The sequence below is a fragment of the Bacillus sp. PAMC28748 genome (assembly GCF_014250415.1).
In the GTDB taxonomy this organism is placed as follows: Bacteria; Bacillota; Bacilli; order Bacillales; family Bacillaceae; genus Bacillus; species Bacillus licheniformis.
Genome location: NZ_CP060192.1, coordinates 757,111 through 777,260 on the forward strand (window position 1 = coordinate 757,111; position 20,150 = coordinate 777,260).

21 protein-coding genes are annotated in these 20,150 nt (G+C 46.8%); 3 read left to right on the forward strand and 18 right to left on the reverse strand.

Translation table 11 applies throughout. The annotated features are described in order from the left end of the window. Nucleotides 1-52: 52 nt before the first annotated feature. The gene (locus tag H7F26_RS03975; RefSeq protein WP_003185976.1) at nucleotides 53-454 is read right to left on the reverse strand and encodes an Rrf2 family transcriptional regulator; all 402 of its coding nucleotides are present in this window, start codon (nucleotides 452-454) and stop codon (nucleotides 53-55) included. A gap of 171 nt (nucleotides 455-625) precedes the next feature. On the opposite strand from H7F26_RS03975, the gene H7F26_RS03980 reads away from it, so the two are divergent. Then, nucleotides 626-1,165: a GRAM domain-containing protein gene (locus tag H7F26_RS03980; protein WP_003185978.1), complete on the forward strand. Its 540-nt coding sequence runs from the start codon at nucleotides 626-628 to the stop codon at nucleotides 1,163-1,165. On the opposite strand, the gene H7F26_RS03985 is transcribed toward H7F26_RS03980, so the two are convergent. The 3 genes from H7F26_RS03985 to fdhD all read right to left on the reverse strand — a co-directional run bounded on the left by H7F26_RS03985 (nucleotide 1,046) and on the right by fdhD (nucleotide 3,507). Further along, nucleotides 1,046-1,525 carry a hypothetical protein gene (locus tag H7F26_RS03985; protein ID WP_003185980.1) on the reverse strand — a complete coding sequence of 160 codons (480 nt, stop codon included), beginning with the start codon at nucleotides 1,523-1,525 and terminating at the stop codon, nucleotides 1,046-1,048. The two genes, H7F26_RS03980 and H7F26_RS03985, sit on opposite strands and share 120 nt — an antisense overlap. Nucleotides 1,526-1,674: 149 nt before the next feature. After that, on the reverse strand, nucleotides 1,675-2,700 hold the full coding sequence (moaA, locus tag H7F26_RS03990) for a GTP 3',8-cyclase MoaA (RefSeq protein ID WP_003185982.1): 1,026 nt from the start codon (nucleotides 2,698-2,700) through the stop codon (nucleotides 1,675-1,677). A 15-nt stretch (nucleotides 2,701-2,715) separates the two neighbouring features. Further along, nucleotides 2,716-3,507, reverse strand: coding sequence for a formate dehydrogenase accessory sulfurtransferase FdhD (gene fdhD, locus H7F26_RS03995; RefSeq protein WP_003185983.1), 792 nt, complete (start codon nucleotides 3,505-3,507; stop codon nucleotides 2,716-2,718). Between the two features lie 261 nt (nucleotides 3,508-3,768). Between fdhD and H7F26_RS04000 the strand changes: the two genes are divergently transcribed. Together H7F26_RS04000 and H7F26_RS04005 are read left to right on the forward strand one after the other, a co-directional pair. Next, nucleotides 3,769-5,031: an L-lactate MFS transporter gene (locus H7F26_RS04000; RefSeq protein ID WP_003185985.1), complete on the forward strand. Its 1,263-nt coding sequence runs from the start codon at nucleotides 3,769-3,771 to the stop codon at nucleotides 5,029-5,031. Between the two features lie 32 nt (nucleotides 5,032-5,063). Further along, a complete protein-coding gene (locus H7F26_RS04005) occupies nucleotides 5,064-7,415 on the forward strand; it encodes an FdhF/YdeP family oxidoreductase (RefSeq protein ID WP_009329743.1) in 2,352 nt (783 codons plus the stop codon). 46 nt (nucleotides 7,416-7,461) lie between these two features. Here H7F26_RS04005 and H7F26_RS04010 read toward each other — a convergent pair whose 3' ends face one another. The 14 genes from H7F26_RS04010 to atpB all read right to left on the reverse strand — a co-directional run bounded on the left by H7F26_RS04010 (nucleotide 7,462) and on the right by atpB (nucleotide 20,092). Then, complete coding sequence (locus H7F26_RS04010) at nucleotides 7,462-8,154, reverse strand: VWA domain-containing protein (protein ID WP_147554843.1); 693 nt, start codon at nucleotides 8,152-8,154, stop codon at nucleotides 7,462-7,464. Nucleotides 8,155-8,526: 372 nt separating this feature from the next. Continuing rightward, complete coding sequence (locus H7F26_RS04015; RefSeq protein WP_003185993.1) at nucleotides 8,527-9,213, reverse strand: VWA domain-containing protein; 687 nt, start codon at nucleotides 9,211-9,213, stop codon at nucleotides 8,527-8,529. Nucleotides 9,214-9,530: 317 nt separating this feature from the next. Further along, on the reverse strand, nucleotides 9,531-10,547 hold the full coding sequence (gene spoIID, locus H7F26_RS04020) for a stage II sporulation protein D (RefSeq protein ID WP_003185995.1): 1,017 nt from the start codon (nucleotides 10,545-10,547) through the stop codon (nucleotides 9,531-9,533). 197 nt (nucleotides 10,548-10,744) lie between these two features. Next, on the reverse strand, nucleotides 10,745-12,055 hold the full coding sequence (gene murA / locus H7F26_RS04025; protein WP_003185997.1) for a UDP-N-acetylglucosamine 1-carboxyvinyltransferase: 1,311 nt from the start codon (nucleotides 12,053-12,055) through the stop codon (nucleotides 10,745-10,747). 32 nt (nucleotides 12,056-12,087) lie between these two features. Next, nucleotides 12,088-12,831 (reverse strand): YwmB family TATA-box binding protein, encoded by a 744-nt coding sequence (locus tag H7F26_RS04030; RefSeq protein WP_009329748.1) that lies wholly within the window; start codon nucleotides 12,829-12,831, stop codon nucleotides 12,088-12,090. A gap of 141 nt (nucleotides 12,832-12,972) precedes the next feature. Continuing rightward, entirely contained in the window at nucleotides 12,973-13,206 is a 234-nt protein-coding gene (locus H7F26_RS04035; protein ID WP_003186001.1) for a DUF1146 family protein, read from the reverse strand. A 383-nt stretch (nucleotides 13,207-13,589) separates the two neighbouring features. Then, on the reverse strand, nucleotides 13,590-13,985 hold the full coding sequence (locus tag H7F26_RS04040; RefSeq protein WP_003186004.1) for a F0F1 ATP synthase subunit epsilon: 396 nt from the start codon (nucleotides 13,983-13,985) through the stop codon (nucleotides 13,590-13,592). A 23-nt stretch (nucleotides 13,986-14,008) separates the two neighbouring features. Then, nucleotides 14,009-15,430 carry a F0F1 ATP synthase subunit beta gene (gene atpD / locus H7F26_RS04045; RefSeq protein WP_003186006.1) on the reverse strand — a complete coding sequence of 474 codons (1,422 nt, stop codon included), beginning with the start codon at nucleotides 15,428-15,430 and terminating at the stop codon, nucleotides 14,009-14,011. Nucleotides 15,431-15,455: 25 nt separating this feature from the next. Beyond that, nucleotides 15,456-16,310, reverse strand: a complete 855-nt coding sequence (gene atpG / locus H7F26_RS04050) for an ATP synthase F1 subunit gamma (protein WP_003186008.1) — start codon at nucleotides 16,308-16,310, stop codon at nucleotides 15,456-15,458. Nucleotides 16,311-16,398: 88 nt separating this feature from the next. Then, nucleotides 16,399-17,907: a F0F1 ATP synthase subunit alpha gene (atpA, locus tag H7F26_RS04055; protein ID WP_003186010.1), complete on the reverse strand. Its 1,509-nt coding sequence runs from the start codon at nucleotides 17,905-17,907 to the stop codon at nucleotides 16,399-16,401. Between the two features lie 7 nt (nucleotides 17,908-17,914). Then, nucleotides 17,915-18,469 carry a F0F1 ATP synthase subunit delta gene (locus tag H7F26_RS04060; RefSeq protein ID WP_003186011.1) on the reverse strand — a complete coding sequence of 185 codons (555 nt, stop codon included), beginning with the start codon at nucleotides 18,467-18,469 and terminating at the stop codon, nucleotides 17,915-17,917. Next, the gene (gene atpF / locus H7F26_RS04065; RefSeq protein WP_003186013.1) at nucleotides 18,466-18,984 is read right to left on the reverse strand and encodes a F0F1 ATP synthase subunit B; all 519 of its coding nucleotides are present in this window, start codon (nucleotides 18,982-18,984) and stop codon (nucleotides 18,466-18,468) included. The genes H7F26_RS04060 and atpF overlap by 4 nt, the downstream gene beginning before the upstream one ends. A 174-nt stretch (nucleotides 18,985-19,158) precedes the next feature. Further along, nucleotides 19,159-19,371, reverse strand: coding sequence for a F0F1 ATP synthase subunit C (atpE, locus tag H7F26_RS04070; RefSeq protein WP_003186014.1), 213 nt, complete (start codon nucleotides 19,369-19,371; stop codon nucleotides 19,159-19,161). A gap of 49 nt (nucleotides 19,372-19,420) precedes the next feature. Next, nucleotides 19,421-20,092 (reverse strand): F0F1 ATP synthase subunit A, encoded by a 672-nt coding sequence (gene atpB, locus H7F26_RS04075; RefSeq protein ID WP_395958862.1) that lies wholly within the window; start codon nucleotides 20,090-20,092, stop codon nucleotides 19,421-19,423. Nucleotides 20,093-20,150: the final 58 nt, after the last annotated feature.

A 20,150-nucleotide genomic window follows, 5' to 3' on the forward strand; every position in this document is an offset into this window, starting at 1 on the left:
ATTATTTGTAACAAGATTTGTTACATGTTGATGATGAAACATCATCTCTTGTTTAAAAGAGATGAGTTAAGACGTCTTTAAGAGACTTGCTGGCCAATTCGTTCTCCATCGCCTGCTGAACGCTGTGAAACGTTTGATCAAGCGTTGTTTGAATTTGTCTTCCAACCGGACAGTTTGGATTCGGCTTGTCATGAATCGCAAATAATTCCTCATGCGGCTGAACCGCGCGGTAAATATCAAGCAGAGATATATCTTCGGGATCTCTTTTCAGGCTTGCCCCGGCCACTCCCGGCCGCGACGTCAGAATACCGGCTTTTTTGAGCTGGCTGATCATGCGCCTGATTACAACCGGGTTCGTATTAACGCTCCCGGCGATCATTTCCGAAGATTCCCGCGGGTTTGCGGCGATTAAAGACAATATATGAATGGCCACTGAAAGACGGGTGTTCACCATATGTTTTCACCACCGATGTAATTATTATAGTTACAGGTCACGTTTTTGTCAACTCTTATCATATCCTTAATGATCGCAAGAATAAATAAAAATTTTTTCAAACCCTCACGTCTCACTTCGGAACTTTTTCACAGTCTCTTTCGTATCTACTGATGAAAGGAGTGTTTTTCAATGAAGGAGATAACAGAAGGAAAAGCAGCTTTGGATAGCCGGCTTGAGCCGAATGAAGAGATCAGATCTATTATTCTTTGCGCTTATAACGCGAGACTGTCTGCACGTTACACTCCGTACAGAGGCGTGCTTGCCGCCACTGACAGGCGGTTCATGTTTTATTCCTCCCTGTTTGGCTCCCCTTTTCATCTTGACATCCGCTATGATGCCGTCACCTCGTTTCGCCGCGAAAAAGGGCTGGTAACAAGAGGCGATCATCTCGTCGTGATGAACAACGGGGATCGGGAAGCATTTCAATATTTTAGCGGCTGTGATCCTTTAGAGACATTCGTCGAAGCCGTTCGAAAGCTAAAGAAACTGCCTGAAGACATCATTCATTCTGAAAAACGCCGGCTCCGGGATGTGCCCGCAGCCGGCTGCTCAGTTATTAATATCGTACTTCTCTCCATACCTCAGCACTTTATAAATTGCCATTCCATCAGAAAGATGATTTTCGGAATACCTCACGGGAATCAAAGCAAAAAATACATAATAGGTTGAAAAATAAACAAATTGGTAGAAAAAAATATTTTCGGGTATGATGTCTTTGATAATCAGCAGATTGATAATAAATATAGACATTAAGTTAAACAGCGATCCGCCAGCATAAATCATCGCATTCGTGAAACGGTTATCGTATTTTAAATCCCCGTATTTGCAGAAGGAATCCATGAAGTAGACACTTCTGATTTGAACAGGGCCGATTTTCAGCAATTTTTTGCCCATCCCGATTTCAAGCGAAGATTTCCCGCCGAACAACACCGCCATGGCGCTGTGGCCCAAGACATGAAGCACCGACACGGCAGGAAAAACGATCAAGAACGACCAGAGGAATTTGACAATATCCTGCAGTCCGAACATTCAATCATCCTTTCTGTTTCAGGCAATGTTTTTTAAGAAAATTTCCGCTTTTCCCCCGTATCAAACCTGTCAATATGCAAAACAAGCAGACCTCAGCATGAAAAAAACCGCCCATCTACTCTATGGACGGCCTTCTCAGGAGCAGTCAATTATCCTCCAATATAGGACATTTCAACCTTTTTCCGCGGAACCGCTTTTGCAAGAGCGCGGTCGAGAGAATATTGGTCATCGCGATTCCGCCAGACGGTGCCGATCGCCTCCGCCAGCTCCTGATCGGTCTGCCCGCTTCTGATCAAGGTTCTTAAATCAAACCCGCTTGATGCGAAAAGACATGTGAAAAGCTCGCCTTTCGCCGATAGTCTTGCTCTGTTGCATGTGGTGCAAAAAGCATCGGATACAGAAGAGATAAAACCGATTTCTCCTGAGCCGTCCAGGTATCGGTATCGTTTTGCGACTTCTCCTTCGTAGTTCGGGTCGATCGGTTCAATCGGCATATCTTCATTGATGATCCGGATGATATCCGCTTTGGCCACCACTGACTGACGGTTCCATTCATTTGTGTTCCCGACATCCATAAACTCAATAAACCGCAAAATATGGCCTTTTTCTTTGAAATAGCGGGCCATCGGCAAAATATCCTTCTCATTGACCCCTTTCTGGACGACCATGTTGATCTTGACGCCGAGTCCGGCCTTTTTCGCCGCTTCAATTCCGGCCAGCACCTTGCTGACGGAAACGCCTCTTCCGTTGATCGATTTGAAACGCTCATCATCCAGGGAATCCAGGCTGACCGTTACACGTTTCAGCCCCGCTTTTTTCAGCTTGTCAGCGTAAACCGGCAGCAAAACGCCGTTCGTTGTCATCGCAATATCGCGAATCCCTTTGATCCCTGCAAGCTTCCCGACTAATTCCGGCATATCTTTTCTCATCAGCGGCTCTCCGCCGGTGAGACGGATTTTTTCTACCCCGAACTGATGAACAAACAGCTTGGCCAATCGTTCAAGCTCTTCAAAGGACAACAGTTCGCCTTTTGGCAAAAACGGATAATCCTGCCCAAAGATTTCTGCAGGCATGCAATACGTACATCTTAAGTTGCAGCGGTCGGTGACAGAAATTCTTAAATCCCGAAGCGGCCGGCTTTTCTGATCCAAAACTTGTTCACTGTTGGTGTTCACGCCTGTTGCCTCCTTTTATGAAAACTGAATTCGCTCGTGATGCGTGTATACATTGAATGACCGGTTTCTCGCAAAACCAATCGTCATGATATTCAGCTCCTCTGCCATCTGAATGGCCAGCTCGGTCGGCGCCGACTTGGAAATGACCGCGGAAACCCCGATTTTCGCGGCTTTAAGCAGCACTTCCGAAGAAATTCTGCCGCTGAATACGATCAGCTTATCGCGCACAGGAACCTGATGAAGCAAACAATATCCGTACAATTTATCAAGCGCATTATGCCTTCCGATATCAGATCTGACTGCAATCAGCTTGTCTGTGCTGCACAAAGCGGCATTATGAACGCCCCCCGTATGGTGAAAAAGCTTGCTGCTTTTCTGCATGTCGCGCATCAGCTTCAAACAGTTCTCTGGCGTAATGGTCACGCCGTCAATCGCTGTTTTTGCGGTTTTGACGTCCTGCTGGAAATAAAAATGCCTCCCTTTTCCGCAGCAGGAGCCGATCACCCGCTTTGTGTAATCCTTCAGCTGCAGCTTTTTTGTGCTGACAAGGTCGACATATGCGAACCCGAGGCTTTCATCTATTGTAAACCTTTTAATCTCATTTTTAAATCGGATCACCCCTTCAGATGCGAGAAATCCGATCACCAGTTCTTCCAGGCTGTCCGGCGAGCAAACAAGCGTGACAAATTCCTCGCCGTTCACCATGACAGTCAGGGGGAATTCCGTCGCCATCTGATCTTCTTGCTGCACCAGCTCTCCATTATCATAACGGAAAATTTTTCGGCTTGTTGTGATGTTTTTCCCCATGAATAACTCCGCCCCTTTGTTTCTTACTATATCTATTACTATACTCGTCTATCATGCCGTTTCACAACCGTCAGGTCAAATTTGGAAGCTTCATCTTGTTGATAGCTTGAAAACATGATATTATTTTTTAAAAGTTCAAAAAATATTCACTTTTCAAACAGACTGCCCTTCTTCGCAGCAACTTCGGAAACCGCTTTCAAACAATCGCTCCCCGGCAGCCTTCTGTCTTTATTACAGCCTTTTTCCACAGGGGGTTCTCACATGAAAAAAGCGAAAAACAGGTGGCTCATTGCTTTATGTGCTGTAGGCATTCATTTGTCAATCGGGTCGGTATACGCATGGAGCGTCTTTACAAACCCGCTCGCTGAAACCTTCGGCTGGAGCCTCAGCCAGATCAGTCTGACGTTCAGCATCGCTATTTTATTTCTCGGGCTTTCAGCCGCATTTTTGGGACACTTCGTCGAAAAACACGGCCCCAAAAAAGCAGGCATGCTCGCCGCACTTTTCTTCGGAGCTGGCGTGACGTTTTCCGGCTTCGCCGTTCAGATCGGCTCCCTTCCCCTGCTTTATTTGTTTTATGGAGTCTTCGGAGGGATCGGACTCGGCGTCGGCTATATTACACCCGTATCTTCGCTTGTTAAATGGTTTCCTGACCGCCGCGGCTTGGCCACAGGGCTTGCCATTATGGGCTTCGGATTTGCGGCTTTGATCAGCAGCCCGATCATGCAAAAGCTGATCTCAGCGGTCGGTATAGCCAACACCTTTTTTATTCTCGGCATCTGCTACTTTCTTGTGATGATGCTCTCTTCGCTTTACCTCGCCCCGCCTGAAGAAGGCTGGCAGCCTGAAGGATTTTCAACCGGAAAAAGCGGAAGAGCACAAAGCGCTGATATTTCCCAGCTGACGGCAAATGAAGCGATTAAAACGAAACGCTTTTATTATTTATGGCTGATGCTTTTTATTAATGTTACGTGCGGAATCGCCATCATATCAATCGCTTCACCGCTGGCGCAGGAAAGTGCGGGCATGTCCGCCGCCGCGGCCGCCGCGCTCGTCGGCGTTTTGGGCGCATTTAACGGTTTAGGGCGCATCGGCTGGGCCTCTGTATCTGATTACATCGGACGGCCGAATACGTATACCGTCTTTTTCGCCATACAGCTGATCGCCTTCCCGCTTTTGCCGTTCATTTCCGACAAGGCCGCCTTCTCTGTTTTGATGGCATTGATCTATACGTGCTATGGCGGAGGGTTTGCCGCAATTCCGGCTTATATCGGGGATTTGTTCGGAACAAAGCAGCTCGGTGCGATCCACGGATACATTTTAACGGCTTGGGCGGCGGCAGGGCTTGCAGGCCCGATGTTCTCTTCTTGGGTACGCGATGCAACAGGGAGCTACAGCCAAAGCCTGACGGTGTTTGCGGCACTGTTCGCCATCGCCCTGTTCATTTCGATATTCATTAGAACGGACATTAAACAGTTGCGGAAAAAAGCGGCGGTTCATGTCTCAAACTCGCTAAAAGGATGATCTGCAGTATCCGCTGGAAAGGAGAGAAGGGAATGGGAAAAACAAAGCATCAAGGTCCGATGAAGCTGAATAAAAAGCCCGCGCCAAAACTGTGGGCGTCTTGGGCGCCGATGGGACTCGGAAAGGTAAAGCCGAAGCATATCAGAGATACGATGAAAACAGCGTGGGACAATAAAGACAACCTTCCGTACGCCTACAGAATTTTGACGCAAGGCGTGTGCGACGGCTGTGCGCTCGGTGTGTCCGGACTCCGCGATCAGACGCTCACAGGCCCTCATTTATGCACGACGCGGCTGAACGTCCTGCGCTTAAATACAATGCCTGCGATCGAGGACAAATGGCTGTCCGCCGACATCGAACAGCTGCGAAAGCTGGACAGCACCGAGCTGAGAAAGCTTGGACGCATCCCCTATCCGCTGTCGAGAAAAAATGGTGAACGATCGTTCTCGAGAATTTCGTGGGATGAAGCGCTCAGCCGAATCGCGGACAAAATCAAATCGATTGATAAACGGCAGCTCGCCTTTTATTTAACAGCCAGAGGCATAACGAATGAGGTGTACTATACGGCCGCAAAAGCGGCGCGGTTTATCGGCACAAACAACATTGACAACGCCTCGCGGATCTGCCACTCGCCAAGCAAAACGGCTTTAAAAAGGTCCCTTGGCATCGGCGCCTCAAGCTGCAGCTACCGAGACTGGATCGGAACGGATGTCCTCGTCTTCTGGGGGTCTGTCGCTGCCAATAATCAGCCGGTGTCAACAAAATACATGTATGCCGCCAAAAAAGCGGGAACGAAAATCATTATGATCAATCCGTACCGGGAGCCATCGATGGAGAAATACTGGATTCCATCGATACCTGAGAGCGCCCTTTTCGGCACCAAAATCACCGATGATGTTTACCAAGTCAATATCGGCGGCGACATTGCCTTTATGAACGGGGTGATGAAGCACTGGTTTGAAATGGAGCGGGAGGCACCAGGTTCAAGCATTGACCGCGCCTTTATCGATGCACACACAAACGGGTTCACTGAGCTTAAACAGCACATCGAAAAACAAAATTGGAAGACGCTTGAAGAGTCATCCGGCATATCAAAAGAGAGAATGAAAGAATTCGCCGTCTTGCTGGCCCGGGCGAAAACCGGCGTTTTCATTTGGAGCATGGGGCTTACACAGCACCGTTTTGCGACCGACAACATTTCACAGGTGGCAAATCTCGCCCTTTTACAAGGATTCATCGGCAGAAAGCATTGCGGCGTTATGCCGATCAGAGGGCACAGCGGTGTGCAGGGCTCTGGAGAAATGGGTGCCGATCCTTTCGTCCTCCCAGGCGGTGATTTTGACGAGGAAAATGCCGCACGGATCGAGAAGGTTTGGGGCTTCCGCTTACCGACTTGGCAAGGCGATACGATCGGCCAGACGATCGAAAACATGCTGCTGCCGAGCGGAAGCGAAAGAAAAGTAAAAGTGTTTTATACAAGCGGAGGAAACTTTTTGGAGACGATGCCGAACCCTGATTTTATCAAAAAAGCATTGCAGGAAGTTGAAGTGAGAGTCCATCAGGACATCATCTTCAATACCTCTACCCTGGTCGATGCCAAAGAGGAAGTCATCATTCTCCCTGCGATGACAAGGTATGAACAGCCTGGCGGAGGAACCTCGACCAGTACGGAACGGATGGTATACTTCAGCCCCGAAATTAAAGGACCGCGCATCGGAGAAGCCCGTTCAGAATGGGAAATTTATGTAGATCTCGCCAAACGGGTCCGGCCCGAAGACAAAGAACTGATCCATTTTGACGGCGCTGCGGAAATCCGTGAAGAAATCGCTGCTGCCAACCGGAATTATGACGGGATTCAGCATTTAAAAAAACGCGGAGATGTCTTTCAATGGGGCGGCGCCTGGCTTTGTGAAGGCGGTGTTTGTCCGACGGCAGACGGCAGGGGCAACCTGATCCCTGTCGATCTTCCTGAAAACAGACAAACGGAAGGACGCTTTCTCGTTACGACAAGGCGCGGAAAACAGTTCAACTCGATGATTTATAGTGAAAAAGATCCTTTCAACGCTGCAGATCGCCGGGATGTCATGATCAATCCAAAAGATGCCGAGGAGCTTTATATTCAAGATGGAGAAGCGATCGTTCTATTCAACCGCTACGGAACTTTCCAAGGGCGGGCAAAATATGCCGGCGTACAACGCGGAAACACGGCAGTCTACTGGCCGGAAGGAAATGTGCTGATCCCTAAAGGCGTATACGAAAACCATGCCCGTATTCCGGAATACAACACGGCGGTCATGATTGAAAAGGCGGAGATTTTCCATTCGAGAAAAGATCCGCGCTATGCAGAAAAACGAATCGAAGAACTCGAAATGTCGACCGATTAGCTTAACAGTCGGGACGGCTCTGCTGCCGTCCCGTTCTCGTATGGAGTTACTGAGACAGTTTTACGCCTTCTTCTTTCCATACCTTTTTAAAATCAGAAGCTGAGTCGGCTTCAATCAATTTTCCGCCGCCGGCGTCAGCTACTTTTTTAAGCTTTGCTTTTTCTTTCACGGTTTTTACATCCAGCCCAACAATGTTGACGATCGTTTTAATGTTGGATTTGCGCAGATCTTTTGCTGCCTGAACAGGATCCCCTCCGCATGTTTCTTCACCGTCTGTCACGATGTAGACATAATTCTTCCCATCTTTATCGGCAAGATCATCTTTTACATCATAAAGAGATTTTGCAATCGGAGACCAGCCTGTAGGCTTGATTCCGCTTAAAGCGTTTTCGAATGAATTGAAAGAAAACGGCTGCAGATCATAGACGGTTTCAGTCGTACCGCAGGATACTTCTTTTCCTGAGTTTTTATTGTTGCCTTTATGTCCGAAAACATTCAGCATGACATTCGCATCGCTTGAAAGCAGGTCGGCAAAATCGGTTACGGATTCTTTGGAAATATCAAATTTTCTTTCTCCTTCAACCTTTTGTGCCATGCTGCCGCTTGCGTCAAGCACAACTGCAACATTGACATCTTTTTTGCTGTTGTCCGCATTTCCGTTTTCAGCCGCAAAAGCTGCTGCCGGCGCCAATGACAAAAGCATGGTGAACGTTGTCAACAGAGCAAACCTCTTTTTCAACTTTCTCACTTTCCTTTCCGCATTTGTTTTTTCGGACCGATCTTCCGCATGAGATCAAGTCCACCAACATCGTAAAAGAAGGCTTGATAGAAATAAATAGGCCGGATCTCCTTTTCAAATTCACAAATTCTTCATAATCCTTACGATAATCGATCGACGCATTCACTTAAGACCTATCAAAAAAGTCTGCTAAAAGGCCGATTTCATCCCAATAAAGCTACCGTTACGACAAATAACCCCTCCAAAGGACGCAGCAGGGTTCAACGCTCTGACACAATAACTTAATATTTGTAAAGTATTTTTCTTGACTTTTGACAATCTTTTCATCACAAAAGGAAAGCTGCGGAAACATGTCCACAGCTTTTTTCCAGTTTATTTAGAAAGCTCAATTGCTTCCTGAGTAAAAATTCTTTTGATGTCATTTTTAGTTTTTGCCTGGAAATATTCACCGCCGCCAGCTGCTGCGATACTGGTCAATTGTCCGTGGAAGTCTCCTTCATAATCAAAGCCGATCACGTTGACAACCGCATTGGATTTGCGCAGTTCTGTTGCGACTTTTACCGGATTGCCTCCGCATGTTTCCTCACCGTCTGTCAGCAGATAGACGACGTTTTTCCCGTTGTTGTCCAGCTGGTCAAGCGCGTTTTTTGCATCTTGCAGCGCGTTTGCGATCGGTGTCCATCCGGTCGGTCCGATGCCGTTTAAGGAATTGCGGAAGCTTTGCTCGTCATACGTTTGGAAGCCGTACACCCCTCTGATTGCATTGCAGGACTGCACTTTTCCGGAATTTTTATTGTTTCCCTCTGAACCGAAAACTCTCATGAGCACGTTTGCATTTTCAAGCTTGGAACCAAAGCTGAACGCTTCATTTTTGGCAAGCTCGTATTTTGAGACCCCGCCGATCTTTTTAGCCATGCTGCCGCTTGCATCAAGCATAATCGCAACGTTGGGCGCATCTTCGGCAACTGTTACCTCCTGTTTTTTCTCAGCTGCAAAAGCAGGCGAACCAAGACTGAGAACCATAGCGGTCAAAATGCCCAATGTCATCTTCTTCTTCATTTCTCCCTTTCCCCTTTCTGAAATAAAGTCGTTAACACATTATTATCGTAGAAGAACACCAGGGAGAAATAAATAGGGCATGTCTCCTTTTCCTCGTTATTCAATTCATCATACAACAAGTATATAAAATAGACTTTATAACCTGTGACCCCTATTGTTGATACGGCGTTTGCGGCCTTTTGACGCTGTTCAGCAAGCCCTCCGGCACATGTTTTTAGAAATATTTGTATAATAATTTAGCGTGCATCAAATTCATGGGAATGCCAAATTTCGATGATATTCAAAAAGACGCCGCCAAGAGGCAGACGTCTTTTGTTTTATTTTTTCGCCATGTATTTATTTAAAAATTCATCTGCATTGGATACGGCTGTTCCTTTGTAATAATACTTGACGATGTCTTCTGCTTTCTTGCCGTCTTTCGCCATATAATGCGCACCGTATTGGCTCATTCCCACTCCATGTCCAAATCCCCTTGTCGTGACTGTAATCTGATTCCCGTCGCGTTTCCAATCAAAGTCTGCCGATTTGAGGCCGAGCTTTTCGCGAATATCTCTTCCCTCAAGCTTCTTTCCATTGATGACGGCAGTCGCTACGCGTTTTCCCGGCGTTCTTTCGGTGATCTCTCCGATGCTGTTTGAACCGGGCAGCTTGACACCGAGCTTTTGTTCAAATTCAGCGACAGTAAACGTTTTATGGTTCAGGAATTTCGGCGATTTTGTGTCCCAGGAGCTTTTCACGCTTTGCAGGTACGGAATATCACTTGTCCAATAAGCTCCGGCATTCTCGGTGTACCCGTTGCTCGTCGAGAAGAACGAAGCATCAATAGGCTTATGCTCATAGGTTAAAATTTTGCCTTGCGTACTGGCTACAGCTTCGGTCACCTTTTTGATTTTCCAATCGTAATCCTTCTTCCACAGCCTGCGGAGCTCCTCTTTGTTTTTATACACCTGGAACATCTGCGTATCATCGACCAGCGAGCCTTTCGGCGACTGTACAGCTTGCTCTGACACCATTTGCCTCACAATGTATGTGCGGGCTGCCAGCGCTTGTGCTTTTAAAGCTTCGATATCAAAATCTGCCGGCATTTCCGAGGCAACGACACCGATGACATACTCTTCAAGCGGAATGTCTTCAACTTTCCGGTCAGCCGTTCTGTAGACCGGAATTGAAACGGGAGACTCTTTTAAGGTGACTTTCTTTTTTTCCTCGTGTTGCTGAGCGTGTTTCTCTGTTTTAATTGCCCCCGGTCCCCCGTGAAAAGGGAGGACAAGCAGTGTTGGTATGAGTAAAATCAGCGTGCAGATTCCTGCTAGTACAATTATGAGCTGTTTCAAATCAGTGCCCCCATTTCTGTTTTGTCTCTTTCATTTTATGGGCGGGGACAAGCTAATATGACTGTACTTTTTCAACTGCTGCTACGTATTTTAAAAGCAATTCTTGTGCATAATGATAGATATGGGAGGCATACTGATATAGAATACTTGAAACGCAAAAATCAGTATGCCGTATGACATACTGATTTCAGGTTGATTTATGCATTTAAATCGGATACAACTTCTTTATTTTCAATATGAACTGCTTCTTCATCGTTAACGCGCTCAATATCAGCGCCGAGACCGGCAAGTTTTTGGTGGAAGTTGACATATCCACGGTCTAAATGTTTTAATTCGGTTACGCGTGTATGACCGTCAGCAACAAGGCCAGCAAGGATAAGAGCTGCGCCGGCGCGAAGATCCGTTGCGGCAACTTCAGCGCCTTGAAGCTGCACAGGACCATTAATGATGACAGAACGGCCTTCGATTTTAATATCTCCGTTCATACGGCGGAATTCTTCCGCGTGCATGAAGCGGTTCTCAAAGACGGTTTCTGTGATCATGCTGGTTCCATTTGCGCGCATCAAAAGAGCCATCATCTGTGACTGCATATCAGTCGGGAAACCTGGATGTGGCATTGTTTTTAAATCAATAGGCTTCAATTCAGAAGGACCGATGATCCGAAGACCGTCTCCTTCTTCCAAGATTTGAACGCCCATTTCTTCCATTTTCGCAATTAAAGATGTTAAGTGCTCAGGAACCGCTCCCTTTACCAGTACGTTCCCTTCGGTAATCGCCGCGGCAACCATGAACGTTCCCGCCTCTATCCGGTCAGGAATAATCGTATGTTTTGCCCCATGAAGCGCCTTAACGCCTTCAATTTTAATGGTGCCTGTACCGGCACCCCGAATTTTACCGCCCATTGCATTGATATAGTTAGCCAGATCAACGATTTCAGGCTCTTTAGCAGCATTTTCGAGAGTTGTCGTGCCCTCAGCCAAAGCTGCAGCCATAATCAGGTTTTCAGTTGCTCCGACACTAGGGAAATCAAGGTAAATTTTCGCTCCTTGAAGGCGGCCTTCTACAGTCGCTTCAATAAAGCCGTTTCCGACCTTAATTTTTGCCCCCATTGCTTCAAAGCCTTTCAGATGCTGATCGATCGGTCTTGAACCGATTGCACATCCTCCAGGCAAAGCCACTCTCGAATGGCCTGTGCGAGCAAGAAGCGGACCCATCACCAATACGGATGCGCGCATTTTACGAACATATTCGAACGGAGCTTCCGTAGACAAAGTGCGAGATGCATCAACCGTTACTGTATTATTTTCAAAATGTACACTTGCGCCTAAATGACGTAACACTTCGTTAATCGTATATACATCGGAGAGCGTAGGCACATCACATATTACGCTTTTTTCTTCACTGGCTAATAAAGATGCAGCGATAACTGGTAAAACGGCATTTTTTGCTCCTTCAACTTTGACTGTGCCGTTTAACTTTCGACCGCCGCGGACGATGATTTTTTCCAAGGTATTCCCCTCCGCGTCCCAATTTCTCTATATTAATATTCAGTCGTGACGATTGGTGTGCCAACCGTGACGGTAAGTTTTTCGCCCATTCCCGCATTTCTAAGCGAGACTTGCAAATTCATACGGTGTTTTTCTGTCTTGATGGATTCTTTCCACTCGTTAGTGTAAGCAGAAATAGAAACGAAATTTGGTTCAATTAAATCTTCAACTGACTTTGCATCAAATTCATGTACTAGCTCATTTGCTTTTTTTTGCAAAACAACATTCATCATACCATTTAAATGGCCCTTTAGACAAGTAAAAATTGCGGTCTTTTCTCGCATTATGTCGAATGCATCCCGTTCAAACTGCTTATATGTAGCATTCCAGTTTTCCCGTGGTCCCGCGCCTTTTTGCTCATACAATAAATACGAAACAAGTCTCTGGTTTTTGTGGGTGGATACCAAATGTATTTTGGAATTGATATGATTTTTTTTGTCCTGAAAAACACCTGTCGCTTTAACTGTATCGTCGTCTTCCCGCGTTAAAGTCCATTCATATTGTCGATGCTGTTTCTTGAAATGTTTCAGTTTTGCAAAAAAATCTTTTTCACTTAGGGTAAGCTGTTTTTTTGTATGCATGGTCCACTCTTCAAGCTCGACATCATGGCGGCTCAAACCTTCCGCCAGCTGTTCAAGCGGCGTATTGCCCGCTGCTTCAAGCGATTGAAAGACATGAACAATTAAAAATAAAACCACACTAAAAATAAGGGCATTAACCGTTTGTTTTGTCTTCATTCTGCATCATCCTCTCCTACTCTCCATTGTTGACGGATCGCAGGAAAAGCATACGTGGAAAAACAAGGTCTCCGGTGATTTTGCAGAACGCGGTGTTACCCATATTCGTCCATTCCCATAAATTCTTTTTCTTTTACTCAATCATGAAAATAAATTTTGAAGCTGTCTGGAATAATAAAGATAGTCCAAGAAAAAATTGCTGACGGTGGAGCCGACGGCGATTGTAATGATGATCATTAACACCCTCGCCTGAATGACTTTTCCTTTCCTGATAAGCGGATCAATATTGACCGCCAGAAGAGCCCACCAAGTCAATGCAATAAAAAAAAGATGAACGATGATACTGACAGCAGCCTGTTGTCCGATCTCTTCCATTATTGATGACGCCTCCTTACGTTCAGCCGGTTTGGTGCTTCCGGCCAGCCTCGTCTCTTCTGCCGTAGGATAAAGGAATGTTGCTGGTCATTTCAAGTCATTTTAACAGTTTTGATGTTGCATGTTAAGTCGTTCATGATAGAACTTTTTCCCATAGATGGAGTGATCCTCTGTTGCCTGAGGGGCTTGTGTTTTAGGAGCTTACTTGAATGTCTTACGTCCTCTTTTTGGTGGAAGAGAACATAGCTTACTATTTTGTATTATAGATAGATTCATACTAAAAAGGCGAACAATTTGTGAACATTTTTCAACATTTTCAATTCTGTTTGATCTTGAATATAAAAGACCCTTCCCATCCTTAAATATGGGAAGGATCCTTATCTCTATCTCGCAACATCCAACCGGTTAATCGCGCGTTTTAAAGCAAGCTCTGCCCGAATAATGTCAACATCTGGAGTTTGCTTTTGCAAACGTTCCTCGGCACGCCGTTTTGCGGCCAAGGCGCGTTCTTTGTCAATTTGTTCAGATGTTTCCGCCGTCTGGGCCAGAATGGTGACATGGTCAGGGCGGACTTCCACTATCCCCCCGCTGACGGCAACCAGCTCAGTTTGACCGTCTTTTTTCAGACGGACTGCAGCAATTTTTAGCGGAGCAACCGTCGGAATATGGCCGGGTAAAATACCAAGCTCACCGCTCTCTGCTCTAACGCTTACCATTTCTATATCCGCATCGTATACTGGGCCGTCGGGAGTAACGATATTGACTTTTAAGGTCTTCATGCTTTTACCCTCCTAGGACCAGATTATACTTCTACACCCATTTCTTTCGCTTTTTCGACAACTTCTTCGATTCGGCCGACAAGGCGGAAAGCGTCCTCAGGAAGGTGATCATACTTACCTTCAAGGATTTCTTTGAAGCCTTTTACCGTTTCTTTGACAGGTACGTAAGAACCTTTTTGTCCTGTAAACTGTTCAGCTACGTGGAAGTTTTGCGACAGGAAGAATTGTACGCGGCGCGCACGGCTGACGACAAGCTTATCTTCGTCTGACAACTCATCCATTCCGAGCATCGCGATGATATCCTGAAGCTCTTTGTAGCGCTGCAGGATCTGCTGAACGCTGCGCGCCACTTCATAGTGCTCTTCTCCGACGATTTCAGGCGAAAGCGCACGGGAAGTGGATGCAAGCGGATCGACCGCAGGATAAATCCCCATTTCCGACAGCTTACGCTCAAGGTTCGTCGTCGCATCCAAGTGAGCGAACGTCGTAGCCGGCGCCGGGTCAGTATAGTCATCGGCAGGAACGTAGATCGCCTGAATCGATGTTACAGATCCGACATTTGTTGATGTGATCCGTTCCTGAAGCTGACCCATTTCGGTCGCAAGCGTCGGCTGATAACCAACCGCTGACGGCATGCGTCCAAGAAGTGCAGATACTTCAGATCCTGCTTGAGTGAATCGGAAGATGTTATCGATAAAGAACAATACGTCCTGGCCTTCTTTATCACGGAAATGCTCGGCCATTGTAAGTCCGGTCAAGGCAACGCGCATCCGCGCACCAGGCGGCTCGTTCATCTGACCGAAGACCATTGCCGTTTTGCCGATAACGCCGGAATCTTTCATTTCATAGTAAAGGTCGTTTCCTTCACGCGTACGCTCGCCGACACCTGCGAATACAGAGATACCGCCGTGCTCTTGAGCGATGTTGTTGATCAGCTCCTGAATCAAAACGGTTTTTCCAACTCCCGCTCCTCCGAAAAGACCGATCTTTCCGCCTTTGATATATGGAGCGAGCAAGTCGACGACTTTAATACCCGTCTCTAAGATTTCAACCTCTGTTGATAGCTGATCAAATTTTGGAGCTTCTCTGTGAATCGGATCTTTGGCAGCATCAGCCGGAAGCGGCTCATCCAAATCGATATTTTCCCCGAGTACATTAAATACGCGGCCGAGTGTTACGTTTCCGACCGGAACGGAGATCGGCTCTCCCAGGTCGATGGCTTCCATTCCGCGTGTAACACCGTCAGTTGAAGCCATTGCAATTGTACGAACTGAATCATCACCCAAGTGAAGCGCTACTTCAAGGGTAAGATCGATGTCCACTTCATTCTCGTTCTGCGCTTTATGTGTAACTTTAATCGCATTATATATTTCAGGCAAGTGACCGTCTTCAAAACGAACATCTACGACCGGCCCTAATACCTGGCTAACGCGTCCTTTTTTCATCTCTATCCCTCCTGACAAACTTTTTCTATTCTAAAGCAGCTGCACCGCCGACAATTTCCGTAATTTCCTGCGTGATGGATGCCTGACGGGCACGGTTGTATGACAGTTCAAGATCGGCGATAATCTCTTTTGCATTGTCTGTCGCATTTCTCATCGCCGTCATTCTCGCAGCATGTTCGCTCGCTTTGCTGTCAAGAAGCGCGCCAAAAATCAAGCTTTCCGCATACTGGGGAAGGAGCACTTCCAGAATCTCTTCTTCATCCGGTTCAAACTCAAATGACGTCTTTTTCTTGTTAGGCGCAATATCTGTCAAAGGCAGCAGCTTTTTCTCCGTTACCTCCTGGGAAATCGCGCTGACAAAATGGTTGTAGAACAGATACAGTTCATCAAAGGTTTCGTCAATATACATTTGCACCGTGCTGTTCGCCAAATCTTTGATTTCTGAAAACGTCACTTCGTCCCTGATCCCCGTCATTTCAGAAATGACAGGAATTCCGCGCTTTTTAAAGAAATCGCGCCCCATTCTTCCGACCGCGATGACCGCATACTCATCTTTGGATTGATGGCGTTCCTGAATCCTTTGATACGCTTTGCGGAGTACGTTTGCATTGAACGCCCCCGCCAAGCCGCGGTCAGCTGTGATGACAAGGTACCCGGTCCGCTTCACTGGGCGGCTTGACATCATCGGGTGTTTGCCGGTGTATCCGACTGCGATATCGGCAACGACTTCCTGCATTTTTTCCATATAAGGAACAAACGATTTCGCTTTGTTTTCAGCCCGGTTCAGCTTTGAAGCAGAAACCATTTCCTGGGCTTTCGTAATTTGACTCATTTTTTTATTTGAAGCAATCCTGGATTTAATATCCCGTAATGAGGCCAAAAGGTTTCACCACCTTTTTGTTTTCAAATTCCTTCGCATTGACGTGAAAAAGAGAGAAAAAGATAGCCTTTTTCTCACTTTTTATTGTTTAGTTGCTTGGCGCGAACGTACGTTTAAAGCCTTCGATTGCACCCTTCATGTCCTCATCGGCAGGAAGGTTTCCTGTCTGGGCGATTGAATCGAGCAGATCTTTATGATTTTGGTCAAGATACATAAAGAGCTCTTCTTCAAAACGTTTGATATCCTCAACAGGCACATCATCAAGGAAGCCTCTTGTCAGAGCATAGAGAATCGCAACCTGCTTTTCAACGCGAAGCGGTTTGTGCAGATCCTGTTTAAGTACTTCAACCGTACGGGCACCGCGATTCAGCTTCGCCTGTGTCGCTTTATCCAAATCTGAGCCGAATTGTGCGAATGCTTCAAGCTCACGGTATGATGCCAAATCAAGGCGCAGCGTACCGGCAACTTTCTTCATCGCTTTGATTTGCGCGGACCCGCCGACACGGGATACAGACAATCCCGGGTTGACCGCAGGACGCACGCCAGAGAAGAACAAATCAGACTGCAGGAAGATTTGTCCGTCAGTGATCGAAATGACGTTTGTCGGAATGTACGCCGAAATGTCGCCTGCTTGCGTTTCAACGAACGGAAGTGCCGTTAAAGATCCTCCGCCTTTGGCGTCGCTCAATTTTGCAGCGCGTTCAAGCAAACGGGAGTGAAGATAGAATACATCCCCAGGGAATGCTTCACGACCAGGAGGACGGCGAAGAAGCAAGGACAGTTCACGATATGCGGTAGCCTGTTTTGAAAGGTCGTCATACACAACCAGCACGTGCTTGCCGTTGTACATGAATTCCTCTCCCATCGCAACCCCTGCATACGGCGCGAGGTACAATAGAGGGGCAGGCTGTGAAGCGGAAGCCGTCACAACGATCGTATAGTCAAGGGCGCCGTGTTTGCGAAGCGTTTCGACAACGCCGCGGACTGTCGATTCTTTCTGACCGATCGCGACATAGATACAAATCATATCCTGGTCTTTCTGATTCAGAATTGTATCGATCGCAATCGACGTTTTACCCGTTTGACGGTCACCGATAATCAGCTCACGCTGGCCGCGGCCGATCGGAATTAAAGCATCGATTGATTTGATCCCCGTTTGAAGCGGCTCGTGTACGGATTTACGATCCATAACTCCAGGAGCCGGGCTTTCGATCGGACGGGTTTTGCTTGTGAGAACCGGGCCCATTCCGTCAACAGGCTGGCCGAGCGGGTTGACAACGCGGCCGAGCAGCTCTTCGCCGACAGGGACTTCCATGATCCGGCCGGTTCTTTTAACTTCGTCACCTTCACGGATGTCTTTGTAAGGTCCCAAAATAACGATACCTACATTTGATTCTTCAAGGTTCTGAGCTAAGCCCAGCACACCGTTTGAAAATTCGACAAGCTCACCTGCCATACAGTTATCAAGGCCGTGTACGCGTGCGATACCGTCACCGACCTGAATTACCGTACCTACGTCGTGAACTTCTATTTCAGACTGATAGTTTTCAATTTGCTGTTTTATGAGAGTGCTAATTTCTTCAGCTTTGATGCTCACTTAGGTTTCACCCCTTCTTTCGATTTTCGCCTGCTAATTGACGTTCTATCCGGTCAAGCTTTCCTCTTACACTGCCGTCATAAATGCGGTTCCCGATGCGGATTTTCACACCGCCGATCAGATCCGGATTCACTTCGTTTCTGACGCGCAGTGAAGCGGCGCCTGCTTCTTTTGCAAACACTTGAGAAAAAGAGGAAATTTCCTCTTCGCTGAGCGGTTTTACAGAGTATACGATCGCATCTTCCGTCCCGCGGAACCGGTTCGCCATTTTGACATATTCGTCCGCGAGATCCGGGACGATTGACGTGCGGCTGCGGTCAACGAGAAGATAAAGCGTATGTAAGACTGCAGTCGAAACGGATCCGAACGAGTCTTTTAAAATCTGCTTTTTCTTTTCAGCGGGCACTTTAGGATGACCCAGAACGGCATTGAGGTCTTTATGCTCAATAAATATCTTCTTAACGACGGTCAGCTCTTCTTCTATTTCATTGACCAGCTTGGATTCAAGGGCAATGTCAAACAGAGCGGCTGCGTAGCGTTTGGAGACAGCTGATTGGCTCATCGGCTTTCTCCTACTTCTTTAAGATAGTCTTGGATCAATTTTTCCTGGGCTTGTTCGTCCAGCTCTTTTTCGATTACTTTAGAAGCGATCATCACAGACAATGATGCAACCTGCTCGCGCAGCGCGGTGACAGCCTGGTCTCTTTCTTTGACGATCTCGCTTCTGGCTGATTCTTTCATGCGTTCTGCTTCCTGGCGCGCAGCCTTGATGATTTCATCCTTTTGCTGTTCACCCAGTTTTTTCGCGTTTTCAATCAGAGACTGGGATTCTTCGCGTGCTTCTTTCAAAAGCGCCTGCTGCTCCTCAATGAGCTTCTTCGCTTCTTCATTCTTTTTCTCGGCAGAGGAGATCTCTCCGGTAATGTAGTCTTCACGCTCTTTCATTATATTTAATAGCGGCCCTAAAGCGTATTTCTTCAAGAGCGCTAACAAAATCAGCATGGCAACAAGCTGGAACAGCATTGTTCCGGCGTTAAACCCTACTCCTGCACCCATAACCTGTGGTAAAAAAGACATCGAATACGGCAACTCCCTTCTTGCAGATTATCTCTCCGAGGCCATCGAAAAATGTTCTCCCTCTTTTTTCAGGAGGGTGATTCTTCCGGCCGTTATGACAGTTCAAGCAACCATAAAGCAATGGCGAAGGCCTCTTGCAGTGATCTTCGCCATTTACCAGTTTTATATTCGCTTTTAGCTGAAGAACGCTAAGAACGCGATAACAACAGCGATAATCGGAAGGGCCTCAACCAATGCTACCCCGATGAACATAAGGGTTCTCAATTCTTTTCCAGCCTCAGGCTGACGAGCGATTCCTTCTACTGTACGCGATACGATAAGTCCGTTACCAATACCTGCACCAAGTGCACCTAATCCAATTGCGATTGCAGCTGCTATTAAACTCATGAAAAAGTTCCTCCTTTAAATTGTTATCCTTAGCGGATATGTCTTATTTTTAGTGTTCATGACTTACTTTGTGAGACATGTAAACCATTGTTAACATCGTGAAGATGAATGCCTGGATTGTACCTACGAACAAGCTGAACGCCTGCCATACGATCATCGGCACAACCGCTCCAATGGTTCCAACCAGCCCCAGGAAAATGCTTTGAGAATAGAAGTTGGTTGCCAGTCCGGCAAGAAGGCCGAGCAGAATTTCGCCGGCGAAAATATTACCGTAAAGACGCAATCCCAATGTTAATGTGTTCGCAAATTCTTCAATGATTTTGAGCGGCACTAAATATGGAATTGGTCTGAAGAAATCTTTGGTATACTCCCCCAACCCTTTCCTTTTCACTCCGTAGTAATGAGTGAGGCCTACTACCATGACGGCGAGGGTTAAAGTAACCGCCGGATCGGCCGTAGGGGATTTCCACCATAATTCGTGGCCTACTGTTATGGAAAACGGAAGGCCGAGCATGTTGGCAACAAATATGTACATCAGCAGGGTTATGCCAAGGGCGAGAAAGTCTCTGCCGACTTTAAGATCCATTGTGCTGCCGATAATATTGCGAACAAAGTCGACAATCCACTCCATAAAGTTCTGAGCTTTCGTCGGCCGGATCGCGAGTGTTCTTGTGGTCAGCACCGCTATCAGAAAGACGATGATGCTTGTCACAGTAATCATTAGAATGCTAGTTAAATCAAAATTGAGGCCTAAGAAATTAACAATTCTAGATTCGTGA